General features: G+C 64.0%; 10 protein-coding genes. 4 read left to right on the forward strand and 6 right to left on the reverse strand.

What is annotated here, in order from left to right; genetic code table 11:
• Positions 1-122: 122 nt before the first annotated feature.
• Positions 123-1769 (reverse strand): thiamine pyrophosphate-binding protein, encoded by a 1647-nt coding sequence (locus ABFE16_04315; protein ID MEN6344504.1) that lies wholly within the window; start codon positions 1767-1769, stop codon positions 123-125.
• 276 nt (positions 1770-2045) lie between these two features.
• Here ABFE16_04315 and ABFE16_04320 point away from each other — a divergent pair, with 276 nt between their 5' ends.
• Positions 2046-3038, forward strand: coding sequence for a zinc-binding dehydrogenase (locus ABFE16_04320; protein ID MEN6344505.1), 993 nt, complete (start codon positions 2046-2048; stop codon positions 3036-3038).
• A gap of 97 nt (positions 3039-3135) precedes the next feature.
• Positions 3136-4101 carry an FAD-dependent oxidoreductase gene (locus tag ABFE16_04325; protein MEN6344506.1) on the forward strand — a complete coding sequence of 322 codons (966 nt, stop codon included), beginning with the start codon at positions 3136-3138 and terminating at the stop codon, positions 4099-4101.
• Positions 4102-4185: 84 nt separating this feature from the next.
• Here the strand turns inward: ABFE16_04325 and ABFE16_04330 are convergent, their stop codons facing one another.
• Positions 4186-5004, reverse strand: a complete 819-nt coding sequence (locus ABFE16_04330) for a sugar phosphate isomerase/epimerase family protein (GenBank protein ID MEN6344507.1) — start codon at positions 5002-5004, stop codon at positions 4186-4188.
• 485 nt (positions 5005-5489) lie between these two features.
• On the opposite strand from ABFE16_04330, the gene ABFE16_04335 reads away from it, so the two are divergent.
• Entirely contained in the window at positions 5490-7928 is a 2439-nt protein-coding gene (locus ABFE16_04335; GenBank protein MEN6344508.1) for a right-handed parallel beta-helix repeat-containing protein, read from the forward strand.
• A gap of 94 nt (positions 7929-8022) precedes the next feature.
• Here the strand turns inward: ABFE16_04335 and ABFE16_04340 are convergent, their stop codons facing one another.
• Positions 8023-8667, reverse strand: a complete 645-nt coding sequence (locus ABFE16_04340; GenBank protein MEN6344509.1) for a DUF1559 domain-containing protein — start codon at positions 8665-8667, stop codon at positions 8023-8025.
• A gap of 250 nt (positions 8668-8917) precedes the next feature.
• Between ABFE16_04340 and ABFE16_04345 the strand changes: the two genes are divergently transcribed.
• Positions 8918-10852 (forward strand): DUF6785 family protein, encoded by a 1935-nt coding sequence (locus ABFE16_04345; protein MEN6344510.1) that lies wholly within the window; start codon positions 8918-8920, stop codon positions 10850-10852.
• A 77-nt stretch (positions 10853-10929) separates the two neighbouring features.
• On the opposite strand, the gene mscL is transcribed toward ABFE16_04345, so the two are convergent.
• From mscL to ABFE16_04360, 3 genes are all read right to left on the reverse strand, one after another.
• The gene (gene mscL / locus ABFE16_04350) at positions 10930-11370 is read right to left on the reverse strand and encodes a large conductance mechanosensitive channel protein MscL (protein ID MEN6344511.1); all 441 of its coding nucleotides are present in this window, start codon (positions 11368-11370) and stop codon (positions 10930-10932) included.
• Between the two features lie 73 nt (positions 11371-11443).
• Positions 11444-12511: a Gfo/Idh/MocA family oxidoreductase gene (locus ABFE16_04355; GenBank protein MEN6344512.1), complete on the reverse strand. Its 1068-nt coding sequence runs from the start codon at positions 12509-12511 to the stop codon at positions 11444-11446.
• Between the two features lie 435 nt (positions 12512-12946).
• Positions 12947-14815: a right-handed parallel beta-helix repeat-containing protein gene (locus ABFE16_04360; protein MEN6344513.1), complete on the reverse strand. Its 1869-nt coding sequence runs from the start codon at positions 14813-14815 to the stop codon at positions 12947-12949.
• Between the last annotated feature and the right edge of the window lie 182 nt (positions 14816-14997).

A 14997-nucleotide genomic window follows, 5' to 3' on the forward strand; every position in this document is an offset into this window, starting at 1 on the left:
GCAGTTGGCCAAGACACTGTGTCATACCGGAGAGACCTCCCGAAAGGGCCTTCTGTTGGCGCAGAACCCCATTTCGACGTCTCTCCGGTTTCACTTCCTCAGTAACTCATGAATAATGCGGGCTAGAGCTCGAGGGCCTTGGCCCAGTAGTCGATTCCGCCCAGCCTGACGGGGACATGGAGGAAGGTCACCGTGTCCGAGGCCAGTCCCTCCTCGATCGCCGGGCCAAGCTGCGAGCCGTTCTCGATGTAGATTCCACGAGCGCCGAGTGACTCAGCGACCTTGTCGAAGCGGATCTGTCCCAGGGCGCTTCCGCTGCGGCACTCCTCCGGGAAGCACTCCGCGACAATTCCCCAGGCGCAGTCGCTGGCCACCACGGCGACATAGGGCGTGCCGAAGCGCAGGGCGGTCTCGATGTCGCCGAGGGTGAACCCGGCTGAGCCGTCGCCGCTGAGAAGAAGGAGCGGCTGATCGGGCCGAGCGAGCTTTGCGGAGACGGCCCCCGGAATGCCCCAGCCAACTACACCGCTGGTCCCGCAGGTGTGCCAGAAAGAGGGATGGCGGTCCCACATCATCATGTGCGCCCACCGGCCGATGTTGCCGCCATCGAGCAGGAAGGTGATGTCGCGTTCGAGGAAGGGCTTGATCGTGCGCATGATGCACGGAGCCGGGAGCGGTGCGTCCAGCTCGCAGAGCTTGTCGTCCCAGCGGGTCACGAAGTCCGCGCGTGCCAACTGCAGCTCTCCCAGCCAGTCGGCCCACTGGACATCCGTGCCGGCCATGAGCACCGATAGGGTGCTGACGAAGGACCGCGGATCGGCCGCGATTCGCAGGTCTCCAGGGCCGCGATAGGCCTCCTGAGGCTCCACGTCGACGCGGAGGAAGGTCGCGTTGGGTGAGCAGACGGGCGGGCGACCATAGCCCAGGCGGAAGTCGACCCTCGCACCCAGGGTCAGGACCACATCGGCCTCCGCCAGCAGCGGGAAGGCACCGTTGCACTCCGCGGTGGTTGGTCCAACGTACTGGGGCCAGTACTCGTTGATGCAGCCGCGGTCCCACATGAGCGAGAACACCGGCAGGTCGGTCGCGGCGGCGAAGTCGCGCAGGACGTCACCGGCTCCCGCATAGAAGCAGCCACTTCCGGTCACTACCACCGGCCGCTGCGCTTTGGCCAGGATCTCGGCTGCCTGCAGCACCAGTTCTGCGTCGGCTGCCGACCGTGCTTCGACCCGACCAACAGGTGCACGGTCTGCCGACAGCGGAAGGTCGGGGACCGGCCCGGCCATCACATCACCGGTGATCGTCAGATGCGTCGGCCCTGGGCGGCCGCTCAGCGCCAGGTGGATCGCCTTCTGCACCTCAGAGCCCAGTTGTTCGGGGCGCTCCACCAGACGGGCATACTTGGCGGCCGGAGCTGCCATGGCCACCTGGTCCAGTTCCTGGAAGTGCCCCAGTCCACGGTCGGAGCCCTCGCTGCAGCCACTGAGGAGAAGCAGCGGACGCCCGTCCCACCAGGCGTTCGCGAGACCGGTGAGCGCGTTCGTGTGTCCCGGCCCGGCGCTCACGGCCACAACTCCCAGACGCCCGGTCATCGCTCCCCAGGTGTCGGCCATGTAGGAGGCCGCCTGCTCGTTACGGACATCGACAAGGCGCAGACCGGCCTCATTGCAGGCCAGCAGGAAGGGGTTCAGTCCATTCCCGCACAGCACGAAGACCTGCTCCACACCGTGTCGCTTCAGCATCTGCACAAGCTGCTCGGCACCGTTCATCGTCGTGACTCCTCAGTTCGGGGTCGCCTGCTCTGCAGACCATCGTTCCACGTGCGGGTGCCTTTGGCCTTCCAGTCCGGCGGGTCGGCCACCGAAGCCTGATCGCGTGGAGTGACGGCAAGAGCGAAGGATTCGTGAGGGCGTGAAGGGAAGACTCGCGCATCGCCTCTGGTGTGTCGTGGAGGTCTTGCGTGCGAAGGCGGCTGGACACAACCAAAGAAGGCCGAGGGGCACACCCCTCTATCCCGCAGGATAGCGAAAGGAAGTTAGGTGCACATGAAAGCCGTTCATCTGGCTGGCAAGGGCAAGATTGAGATAGTCGAATTCCCGATGCCGGAGTTGAAGGAAGACCAGGTGCTCGTCAAAGTGACCGCCAGTGGCGTCTGTGGCAGTGAGATGGGCGCGGTACGCAGCGACTCAGGACATCCCATGAACCCCGGGCACGAGGTCACGGGCATCATTGCCGACCCGAACGGTCACCCACAGTGGCAGGAGGGCGACCGGGTCATCATCTTCACCCTTCAGGGCTGCGGGGACTGCGCCTGGTGCCGGTCCGGTAGGGACACCTTCTGCGCACAGCTCAAGAACCCGTCCGCTGCCCATTCCGAGTACTGCTCCTCGCGAGCGCACGCCATGGTGAAGGTTCCCGAGGACATCTCCGACGGGATGGCCGTGCTCCTCGGCGGCGATGGTCTCGGCGTTCCCTATGGCGCCTCCACCAGGGCGGGCGTCAAGGCCGGCGACATCACCTGCGTCTTCGGCTGCGGGCCGGTTGGTCTGGGCAACGTCCTCGTCCACGCTTATCTGGGCGCCTTCGTGATTGCCGTCGAACCCAGTGAGGCGCGCCGCAAACTCGCGCTGAAGATGGGTGCCTGGAAGGCCATCGACCCGACGGCTTGCGATGACCTGCGCGGCACCCTCAGGGCGCTGGCTGATGGCCTTGGTCCGGACAAGTGCTTTGAGTGCTCCGGTCGCCAGGACACTCTGGACACCGCCATGGACGTAACGCGCCCCGAGGGCACGATCATGCTGATCGGCCACGGCAAGCAGAGCATCGACCCGCAGAAGCTCATCATCAAGCACAACCACACCATGATGGGCAACTGGGTCGCGCATCCGGGCTGGTATCCCGGAATGCTGCAGATGGTGCGCGACGGCCTTGACCTCGGGCGTCTCATCACCGCGGTCTACCCCTACCAGGAGGCCCAGAAGGCCTACGACGAGATGCTCGCAGGCACCTGCGGCAAGATCATCCTCAAGTGGGCGTAGGCAAGGGTGGTCCTGAACCGGACTGAGCTGTGGGCACCGCCTGCGGGCGGTGCCCAGCCGCCTGAATCCCAGCACGACGAGATCTAGGAGGCCGACAATGGACGGAGAAGACCTGAGCTGTGAGGTGCTGATCCTCGGAGCCGGTCCTGCGGGATGCACTGCAGCGCTGTATGCGGCCCGGGCCGGACTCAGGACGGTCATCCTTAGCCCCAGCGAAGTGGGCGGGATGATGGCGAGTGCGCCCATCGTCGGCAACTTTCCGGGCCAGATCGAGCCAGTGCCCGGCCGCGAGATACTGACGAGGATCCGGCAGCAGGCTCTGAAGGCCGGCGCGGAACACGTGCTTGAAGCCGTCGTCGGCGCGAACCTCGGTGGGGAGATGAAGGAAGTCTACGCGGGTCCGAAGGTTCGCACAGCACCGGTGGTGATCATCGCGACGGGCGCCATGGCTCCCGCCAAGAAGGCGCCGGGCGAGCAGGAACTCCTCGGGCGTGGCGTCTGCTACTGCGCCGCCTGCGACGGTCCCCTGTACCGAGACCAGCGCATCCTTGTCATCGGCCAAGATGACCAGGCTGCCGAGGAGGCGCTGGGGCTCTCCGCCGTGGGTGCCACCGTGTGTCTGGCGACTCCTGCCCCCGAGCTGGCCGTTTCTGAGAGCCTGCGTGAGGCGGTCGAGGCCCGCAGCAATCTCACGGTTCGCGGTGGGTTGCGCCTTGAGCAGATCCTTGGCGAGGACTGCGTGACGGGTGCCCGCTTCCGAACTCGTGATGGAGGGGAAGAGGTGATCGAGGCCGACGGGATCTTCATGTACCTGCGTGGCACGGCACCGGTCACCGAGTTCCTCTACGGCCAGCTTGAGACGGACGAGAAGGGCTTCCTCAAGACGGATGAGATGTGCCAGACGAGCCTTCCCGGTGTCTTCGCTGTGGGTGACGTGCGCAGCAAACAGGTGCGGCAGATGGTTGTTGCCTGTGCCGAAGGCTGCACGGCCGCCCTGACCGCCGAACGGCTGGTCCGCAAGCGCACCTCGGTCAAACTCGACAGGGGAGAGGGCAGGTCCTGACGGCCCCTGTTTTGGCAGCGCAGAAAGAGACGGCGCCCCAAAGATCGGGGCGCCGTCTTTGGCAAAGGAACTCGGACTGGCGGTCTAGCGTGTAGCCGCTGCCCGGTACTCGCGCATGACTCGGGCGTCGTGGGGCAAGACCTCGTCCGGAGGCAGGAAGTTGATCCACTCGCCGGAGAGCGCACCGGTGTAGCCAATCCCAGCCAGCAGCTTGAAGGGCTCCTGGTGCGGGATGTCGCCCTCGCCCATCAGCGCCATCTCCCAGCCACCCGCGCCACCGTCAGCCGGCTTCACGCCATCATGAACGTGGCAATGGCGAACGTAGTCCTTGACGTTGGCGAAGGTCTCCTCGAAGCTCTCTCCCACCCGGAAGGGGTGCATGACGTCCCAGCAGATCGCGGCCTGGGGGTGATCTGCGCCGCGAACAACCTCCAGGGCATCCGCTGAGTGGCAGTAGGAGTCGTGGGTCTCAAAGCACAGCGAGACCCCGCTCTTGGCGGCGTGCTCGCAGCACTCTCGGAAGGCCTCGGTCACGTACTTCTTGACCTCGGCGAAGTCGGCGTCCTTCGGGGTCGGGCCACCGAAGACCCGCAGGTTCGGGCAGTCGATGTCCCTGGCAAGGTCCACGTAGCGCTTCGTGAGCTCGACGCTCTCGCGCCGCTTCTCAGGGTCTTCCATGGAGAAGGTGCGTGAGGTCGCGAGGCAGCAGCATCGGACACCCGTGTCGGCGAAGCTGGCCTTGATCTCCTTGCGCACCTTCTTGGTGGTGTCCAGATCGATGCCGTGCTTCTGCTTGGCCTCAACACGCGGCTCGACGCTGTCATAGCCATACTTGATGGCTCCGGTCAGCACTTCTGTGAGCGTCCAATCCGGACAAGCCCAGGTCATGAAACTGATCTGCATTGGCGGGACTCCTTTCGGCGCCGTCGAAGGTCGCAGCGGAGACATGCCCAAGGCTGCGGACCTCAAGCCGGCGGTTACGACGCTTGTATGGGAGTTCCCCGGCTGCGGGCCCTCCACCTGCGAGGGCCGATGACTATGTCGCTGCGCCGGCGTGGGCACTATTCGTTCTGAGGTGAAGATTCTGCAGGCGCTTCCTTGTTTGACGCCAGTGCCCTGGGTATACTGATAGTGCGTGGATGTCCTCACCGGTGTCATGCACGCACAGATAGTTCCGATTCAGTAAGCGTCCCCGGGGTCTGTTCCCGGAGGACATCCGCGCCCGAGCTTTTCCCCTGGGACCGAGGTGACCCTCGGTCCCGCTGCGTTCTGCATTACCCCCGGCCGCTCACACACTGTCAGACGCCTCGCGCTCCGGTAGCCCAGGAAGGGGTTCTCTTCCCGGCGCAGAAGGGGGCGTTACCATCAACACACGGAGGAGCTAGCACATGCATGGCGCAACCAGATTGTTTCTAGGCATCCTGGCGACGGCGATGGCCTGCGCCGTCGGGCTCTGCGAGCCGGTTTCGATCCCGATCATCAACGGGGACTTCGAGCAGGGCTTGCAGGGATGGACACTGGCAGCGGGGGAGAAGATCTCCTCGCTCTCACAAGATCAGGCCGCGAGCGGCAAGTTCTCGCTGCATATCCGCGACGTGGACCCCAAAAGCGGCTCGGACATCAAGGCGACCAGGGTTCACGTTGCGAAGGCCGGTGAGTACGAGATCCGGGGCAACCATTTCCCGGTTTCCGGTGACGGCCTCGGCATCTACGTGCGGGTCATCGACCGCGCCGGCCAGACAATCAGCAGTGATGACAGCCACGTGGTAGGGCTTTCGGGGTCAAGTCGCAAGTGGACGCCCTTCGCCAACAGCTTCCTGGTCACCGCTGACGACGTCGACCTCGAGCTGTGGATCCATAGCTATGCGGCTGCCCAGGTGGAGGCCTACCTCGACGACTTCAGCTTCGTCTCTCTTGGTCCCGTCAGGACAGACCCCCTGTGGGAGCCTCAATACAAGATCAGGCCCGGTGAGACCAGCCGCCTGACTGCAGCGGACGTGGTCGGCCCCGACGGCATCGTCTACCCGAACTGGACCAAGTGCGGTGTCCAGGGCGGCATCCCCACGGTCAAGGCGGTCTGCACCGTGGAGCAGTTCGGCGCCAAGGCCGATGACGAGGGCGACGACAGCGCCGCCATCGCCGCTGCCTGCGAGAGTGCGGGCAAGGCCGGAGGAGGCGCCGTGATGCTGGGCGCCGGCACCTACTACCTGGACCGCCAGATCCTGGTGCCCTACAGTGGAGTGGTTCTCCGCGGCCAGGGGGCAGACAAGACCCGCGTCATCTTCCGCTACGCCTTGCCCGAGTCCGGCGTCACCTTCTTCAGCCCTGCGCCGGGGGCGAAGGTCGGCCGGAACACACGGGTGGAGATGCACGCGAAGCCGACCGATCTGATGAAGATGCGCATCCTGGTCGACGGGACGCTGATCACGGCCTGGGAGCGGAGCCTTCACTCTGGGAACACCTTCAACTTCGGGTTCTCGGGCAGTTCCGTGATCTCCAAAGCCAAGGATGGGCCGCACAAGCTTACCGCAGTGGCCGAATACAAGGACGGCTCGCTGCGCCAGACTGAGATTAGCGTCGTCGTGGACTCCACCTATGATGACAAGACCGTGCTGCCCCTGCCGACCGCAGCGATCTGCTTCACCGGCCAGGGAAACGTCGGTCAGAGGCTGCTGCTGGCCAAGGACGGGAAGCGCGGGGATATGACCCTCACCTTGCAGAGCGTTGAGGGTCTGAAGGTGGGTGACGCCGTCTTCATCGACGGCCCGGCGACAGAGCGGTGGAAGACCCTCACCAAGAACAAGTGCCTGTGGGGCAACTACCGCAACTACATTACCTACATCGAGGGCCTTGAGGGTAACGTGGTCCGCCTCAACCAGCCGCTGCGGATCGAGTTCCCCGTGATCGACGGCTCCTATGCCCAGCGGTTCCTCGCCACCGAGCGCTGCGGTGCAGAGGACTTCTACTTCGAGCAGACTCAGGACCTGTGGATCACCAGCATCCAGTTCCGGAACGCCGTCAACTGCTGGGGTCGGGGAATCCGCATCTACAAGCACGGCCGGTTCCCCGTCTACGGCTCACGTGCGAAGTGGTGCGAGGTTCGCGACTGCGTCTTTGATGACGCCTGGTTCAAGGGTGGTGGCGGGACTGCCTACTCCGGCTGGGAGAACAGCTGGGACTGCCTCATGGACAACGTGGAGACCTACAAGCTGCGCCATGGCCCGCTCTTCCAGTGGGCTGCGAGCGGTTGCGTAATCCGCAACAGTCGCTTCCATGAGAGCGACGGTCAGTGGCACTCCGGGTGGACGAACGAGAACCTGATGGAGAACTGCCTCATCGAGTCCACGACGCAGGCGAACGGCGGCTACGGATATGGCCTCTGGGCCTCGCCGCCGGAAGACGCTGCGCATGGTCCGAATGGCCCGCGTAATGTGGTCTACAACTGCGATGTGGTCTCGCTGAGGGCCGGCCTGTGGATGGGTGGCATGAACGAGAACTGGCTCATCCTCTACAACCGGTTTGTGGTCGGAAGTGGTCCCGGCGTGTTCGCCAAGACCTTCAGCTTCGACCACCTCCTCAAGGGGAATGTCTTCACCCTCAAGGACGGCAAGTCGCCGATGGTTCAGCTTGCTACGGCCGACTGCATCGGGGTCGAGATCACCGGTAACCAGCTCTTCGGCGGGAATGGGCAGTTCGTCGGCGGTGCTGCGAAGCCGGCTGAGCTCGAGGGCAACACTGCTGCTGCGGTCCCGGCGACACCGGCAGACCGCCCGAAGCCGCCGGTAGCCTCCATCTACGAATGGGAGCTGGCCCACGTCGGCAAGTAAGCCGGACCACTGAGGAGCAGAGCTAACGCAAGCGGCCACCGGGATTCCGGTGGCCGCTCTGTTGGTGGCTGTGTGTCAGAGACGAAGCGATAGCCTACGGATGGTAGGACAGGTGCATGTAGGCGTCGCGGGTGGCGAACTGGGTGGCCGGGTTGATCTTCATCCACTTGACGTGGCCATCGACGAAGGCGTAGTTGCAGCCGTCGTTGTGCCGGTTCCAGGACCAACCGTAGTTGCTGCCCTCGGAGGCCTTGCACCAAAGGCGCATGTAGTTGTTGACACCGTCGGCCATGATGATGCAGTTCGCGGGCTCGATGATGTCGGCCATGGCGGTGCGGTCGATGAAGAGGTTCCGGGAGTAGGCCACACCATACCCCAGAGCGGTGCTGTCGACGCCACCGGTCTGGAAGGCAGTGCGTGCTGCCGACGGGCAGTTGAAGATCTGGGTGTTCTTGATGTAGGGGGCAAGTTCCAGGAACCACTCGGCATAGTTGCCCGGGGAGAGGAGAGTGGTCGGGGCTACGTAGCCGGAGCCACGCGGCATCTTCTCATCGTAGTCCTGCGCGTACATGGTGAAGGCGAGACCGATCTGCTTGAGGTTGCTCTGGCAACTGGACTGACGAGCCTTCTCCCGAGCTCGCGCGAAGACCGGGAACAGGATCGCAGCCAGGATCGCAATGATTGCGATAACAACCAACAACTCAATGAGGGTAAAACCACGTCGCGACCTCTTACTCATGGTGAACCGAGTCCCTCCGTTCAGGATATGGTCCGGCACAACAGGTGGCATTCTGCCCCACCAGGCATCGCATGTCAAGGCATTGGGGGGTAAAAGCTGATTGCGTTATCAGAGCCTGACGCCCACATCTTCTGGAGGCAGGGAGGGAACTGGGCACAAAGCGGGGAAAAGACCCGACAGCGGCATCTGCGCTCCGGAGCACGGCTGGTGTTCTTCCTTTACAGCGATCTTGCACTACGGGAACCACGCAATGACGCGACGCGCCCTTGTGATCGGTTTTGTGCTTGTGCTCGTGATCGGCCTCGGGACCCCCTACAGTGACCTCGTCATGCAGGGCACGTGGGTGGGTCTCACGTCTTTCCCCATCAGCTCGTTCTTCCTGCTCTTGGTACTGGTCACGGTGGTCAACGTCGTGCCTCGGCGGTTGGGGAAGGGCCTGGAGCGGTCCGAGCTGTTGGTGATCTACTGCATGATGCTGGTCGCGGCCGGCATCCCCTCCTTTGGGCTGACGGGGCTGCTGATTCCCTACCTGGCGGGTCCCTTCTACTTCGCCCGACCCGAGAACAAGTGGGAGGACGTCCTGTGGCCCAATCTCCCCGACTGGCTGCACGTTCCCGCGGGGCCGGTCTCGACCGGTCTGTATGAGGGGCTGAAGCCGGGAGCGCCGATCCCCTGGGGCGCATGGGTAGGGCCTCTTCTTGCGTGGACCGTCCTGGCTTTCAGCGTGTACGTGGTGTTTTTCGGTCTCTCCGCGCTGCTACGCCGGCGTTGGGTGGATGACGAGAAGCTCGTGTTTCCTCTCGTGCATCTGCCGCTGGCGGTGACCCACTACGAGGACCCGGCGGAACTCCTCCCGGCCTTCTTCCGCAACACAACGATGTGGGTTTTCTTCGCGATCCCCTTCCTGCTCCATGCGGTCAACGGGCTGCATCACTACTACCCGGCCATCCCCGGCATCAACGTCCATCGTATCCCCCTGGACCCGTACATAACGGAGCGTCCCTGGACGGCACTGTCGCCCTTGTGGCTGCGCTTCCTGTTCAGCATCATTGGACTGGCCTATCTGCTGCCTTCCGAGTTGAGCTTCAGTCTGTGGTTCTTCTACTTCTTCTTCCTGATCCAGCAGGTGATCGGCTCGGCCGCAGGCTTCCCCATGCCTGCGGTTCAGGCCTACGGCACCCGACGATTCGTGGCCCATCAGATGATCGGCGGGATCCTGCTCAGCTTTGTTCTGGGGATGGTCGCAGCCAGGCCACGGCTGAAGGAGATCTGGCAGCGTGTCAGCGGCTCCGCACGGCAGGATCCACCTGTTGACGCCGGCGAGGCGATGCCGTACCCCGTGGCCTGCTGGGGTGGCCTGATCGGCCTCCTGGCCGTCTGCATCTGGGGCGCGGCGGCAGGTGCGGGCTTCGGCTCGACGCTTCTCCTATTCGTGCTCTACTTCGCGGTGCACATCGTCGCTGTGCGCTTGGTATGTGAGGGCGGGATGCTGTACGTCCAGCACCCCTTCCGTCCGCTGAACCTGATTCTCGCAGCGGTCGGCAGCAGACCCCTCGGCGGCCCTCGTATCGCCGTTCTTGCTCTCTTCGATCACCTGTTCATGGTCGATAACCGCAGTCCCCTCATGCCTGGCCTGATGCAGAGTCTGCGCATTGCCGATGAGGGCGCGATCCCGCGCGGACGGCTCTTCGGTGCCTTGGCGCTGGCTGTTCTTGCGGCCACCTTCACCTCCTACGGCTCCTACCTATCTCTGATGTACCTCCACGGCGGCACGAAGCTCAACACCTGGTTCACCACGCACTACAGCCGTAACCTGTATGGCACCTGGACGAGCTACCTGATCAGCGCCGGAGAGCCGGCCAGTCCGGCCTCCTTCCTGACCATCGGGGCAGGTGCGCTGACCATGTGGGCGCTCACCTTCCTGCACCGCACCTACCTGTGGTGGCCACTACATCCCATCGGGTACCTGATGGGCGCCTCGTGGCCGATGATCAACTTTTGGTTCCCAATCTTCCTGGGCTGGCTCATCAAGACAGCGGTCATGAACCTGGGCGGTCACAAGGCCTACCAGAAGCTGCTGCCGGGATTCCTGGGGCTGATCCTCGGGGAGTTCACCAGTGCGGGAGTGTGGATCATCATCGACCTGCTGGCCGGCGCACGGGGTCACGAGATCTTCTCCTTCTAGCAACAGTGATGCCCCCTCAAGACGCGCGAGGGGGCATCACTGTGCCTGGTGAGTACTGGTTGTCCTGGACCCTGACCTTAGGGGACGGGCTCCACGGTGGAGGTGCAGTGCGCGCACCGTGTGGCCTTGACCGGGATGGTGCTCAGGCAGTAGGGGCACTCCCGAGTGTCCGGCTCAGCCGGAGCGGGCTCACGCTTGAGGCGGTTGACCTGCTTCACGATCAGGAACATGACGAAGGCCACGATCACGAAGGTAATCACGGCATTCAGGAACAGCCCATAGCGGATCACGGCAGCCCCCGCCTTCTTGGCGGCGTCCAGGGACTCCCACTGCTGACCGGAGAGGTTGATATACAGGTTGGCGAAGTCGACCTTCCCGAGCAGCAGACCGATTGGCGGCATGAGGACGTCGTCAACCAGCGAGGTCACGATCTTGCCGAAGGCCCCGCCGATGATGACGGCGATGGCCAAGTCCAGTACGCTGCCTTTGAGCGCGAACTCCTTGAACTCTTTGATCACTTGTACACCTCCCAAGTTGTGTATGAGGCCCCTCTGCGGGATCCGTGCTGCACTCCGAAGGCCTTCTGCGGGCTTAGGCGCGTGGCTTGAGTTCCTTGTGCTGAGCGGCGGACTTGTACATCATCTCGGTGATCTGAGCGACCTTGACACCGATCAGGTCTGTCCTGATCTGCGGGACCCTCCCGAGCACCGCCCATACCCAGTGGTGCTGCGAGCTGGAGTAGCCGATCCAGTTCGGGTCATAGGCGTTCTGGCGGTATTCGAAGCCGTCCAGTTGGAAGGTGGTGTCCGCGTCGATGCCGTGCAGGTGGCTGAAGAGCGCGAAGGGCTCCAGTCGCAGGCCGCCTTGCGAGCCCATGATGCGGTCGCCGGTTCCCTGGTCCATGTGAGCTGCCCAGCTCTCCTCAAAGAACAGGGTCAGGTCGCCCTTGAAGCGCACCAGGCCGACAGCCATCTCCTCCACGTCGTAGTTGCTCGACTTGCGGCGCTGCTCGTTCATGTCCAGCTCCTGGAAGGTGCTGGCGGTGACCGTCTCAATGTCGGGGTTGCCCAGCAGGTGGACCATGAGCCCGAGGTGGTACACGCCCATGTCCGGCAAGGCGCCACCGCCGGCGTGCTTCTTCTGGACAAAGATCGGCGTGGCGTAGCCGTCGACGAAGGGCCGCCCACGGCGCCGGTAGTGACTGGTCTTGGCGTAGTAGAGGCGGCCGAGCATCCCCTTGTCGATCAGGTGCTTCGCGGCGCGTGCTTCCTTGGAGAAGAGCGTACCCAACTGCATGGCCAGCTTCAGCCCGCAGTCCTGGGCGGTCTTCAGCATCTTCTGGGCCTCGGCGGCGTTGTTTGCGAAGGGTTTCTCGCAGTACACGTGCTTGCCCGCCTTGAGAGCATCGCAGGTGACGGGGCAGTGGAGGACGTTCGGCAGGCACACATCCACCGCCTGGATCTCCTCCATCGCCAGAAGCTTGTGGTAGTCGGTCAGAACCTGCGGGACCTCGTACTCCTGGGCGACTCGCTGGGCCTCGGCCTCGTTGATGTCGCAGACGGCGACGACCTCAGCGTCAGCGATCTCACGGTACTTGCGCAGGTGGGACTTGCCGATGAGCCCGGTGCCTATGATGCCGATCTTGAGCTTGCCTGACATGGATTGCCTCCTGGACTGTGCTGGGATGTTGGTGCAGAGAGCGGAGGGAAGGGCGGTCCGACCCCGGCGCGTCCACCTTCTCCAATACACAAATATACCATCATCTACTGACGGCAGGATGGGCTACAGAGATCATTTGGCTTCTGACATATCCATTGACAGCACACAACACCGTGCTATTATTGGTTGACGCTAAGTCGCGTCCCGGGGAGAAGGGCCGCCCGTTCGTGCGACCACCAGCCGGCGGGCCATCAGGTCCGCCGGTTGTTTTTGCTCGCCCCTCTGACGGCCGGCGCACCCAAGCTCGAGGGCCAAGGTCGCCACTCGTTCCCTTCCGCCACACCAGCCTGCAACAGACCCTGTCCGACCAGCCTGGTTCTGGACGCCTCAGCCGCAAGTTCTCTCCTCTCAGCTTGCTCCCGTCGACCAGCTGGATCACCGATACGGGGGCAGGAAGCCGTCGAGCCATGCCGCGATGCTCGTCGGTGGCGTCAACCAACCGGCCTGGGCAGCCCAGGCGGCGCCCTCACGCTTCAGGGAGTAGTCGCCGCCCGCCGCGTCGACAAAGCCCGGGTCGGCGACCTGGCTGCGGGCATCGAAGCCAGTGGCCTCCGTGAAGGCCTTCAGGTCGGAGTACTGGGAGTGCTTGGGCCGCCACTCACAGCCGTACAGGGCCACCTTCTGCCCGGCAGCGGGGTCGAGCCAGTAGAGGTTCCGATCGATGACCAGTCCCTGCTGCGTGGGATCATAGAAAGGCCTGCCACTGGCCTTGACCGCCTCGAGCCAGCCCTGCACGTCCTTGTACTTGGCCTGATCCGCCGGGTGCCAGCCAAAGAACCCATTGTCATACCAGAGGCCGAGCTGATAGCCCCGGTTGAGAGCGCACAGGTTGCCGACCACAACATCGCCGGTGCAGTGATAGGGGATAGGGCCGAAGTCGTCGGTGTCCAGTGTCCGGGGGCCCTGCTCGCGGAAGGTGATCCCGTCCTTGTTGCCCACGCAGGTGTTGTGCGCCACGACGCAGTCCATGCTCTCGGCGATCTTGATGCCCGCTTCGCTCCAGGTGGCTCCCCTGGCTCGAAGGCCGTTGCGCAGGCACAGGTTCCGCAGGAGTGTGATGTTGCGGCTGATCTCGACGAAGACCCCGGAGCCCTCGTTGTCGTCAAAAACGCACTCGGTGACCAGCACGTTCTCTACGTGGATGTCGAACCACAGCCCCGGACCGCCGTTGTGAAGGAAGGCACAGCGCCGGAAGACCCCGCCCTTTGTGCGTGCCATCTTGAAGCCGCCGGCGTCCCAGCCGCGGTTGATAGGCTTCCAGCAGTTGCCCTCCCACAGGGACTCCTCGTTCAGAAAGCCCTCACCCGTCGCGCCGCCACCTGTCTGCCCATTGTAGCGGACCACGCAGTGTCGGACCGTGCCACGCACCGAGAGCCCGCTGCCGGCCATGTGCTCGATGATGCAACCTTCCACGAGGTTGTCTTCTCCCTGGAGCCACACCGCCGCTCGCTGGGGGAAGGTTGCGCCGTAGCGGAACACCAGCCCGTACAGGTGGACGTCGTGCACCCCTGCCGGATTCTGCCATGGGCTCAGCCCGAACAACGACGGCCTCGTCGCCGCCTCCACCTGGTGCGTGTTCGGATCGGAGCCGTCCTGGAGCCACAGGTACAGCTCCTTCTTCGTCGTGTCTACCGCGAACATCCCGTGCCACGTGGCCGGGTCAGCGGGATCAGGGACTGCAGCAGAGGATCGCCCGGGCTCGCCAGGGCGGTCACGGTTCTCGGACCAACCCTTCGTGAGAGCCTCGAGCGTACCGGCGGGTAGAAGCTGCTTGCCGTCGACGATGACCTGCTCGGCACGTCCCCACACCGGCTCGCCCTCCGGGTGATGCTCGACGGGAAGACCTTCCTTCGTGTGGTTGATGATGAACTGGTAGGGCCAGGGCACGCGGTAGATCGGAGCGTCTCCGGAGAGGCGTGTCCAGTTGGCGACCGGATCTGCACCGGTGATGACCACGGTCCCGGGTGTCTCGGCCACGAAGCTGATCGGGGCACCCGGTGCGCCACTACGCTTCAGAGGGATGCTCTCGCGGTACAGGCCCGGTTTGATGATGACACGGTCGCCCGGCTGCACCAGTTCAGCCGACCTGGCGATGGTCTTGAGGGGTGATTCGGGGGAGCCGGAGTTGCTGTCGGAGGACTGAGGGTGACCAGGGTCAACGATCAGGTCGCGAGCACAGGCCGGGAGCGAGACCAGCGTCAGAGCCAGCGCAAGAATGAGGAGCCGGCCGTCGGTGAAGAGCACGGCGCGTCACACTCCCGTCCGTACATATCATGGGCCAGCCTGCTTCGGTCGCTTTGTTCGCGCTCCCGGGTCGACGCACCTCCTGCCGCGCGGGCAGCACTGCTGTTGGCGGCCTTGGTCGCAATACCCTCCGTCGTCGTCGGCACACGGGTCAGGATGCTGTGGTACGTGAACGACCACGT

This window comes from Armatimonadia bacterium (genome assembly GCA_039679385.1).
GTDB lineage: Bacteria > Armatimonadota > Zipacnadia > Zipacnadales > JABUFB01 > JAJFTQ01.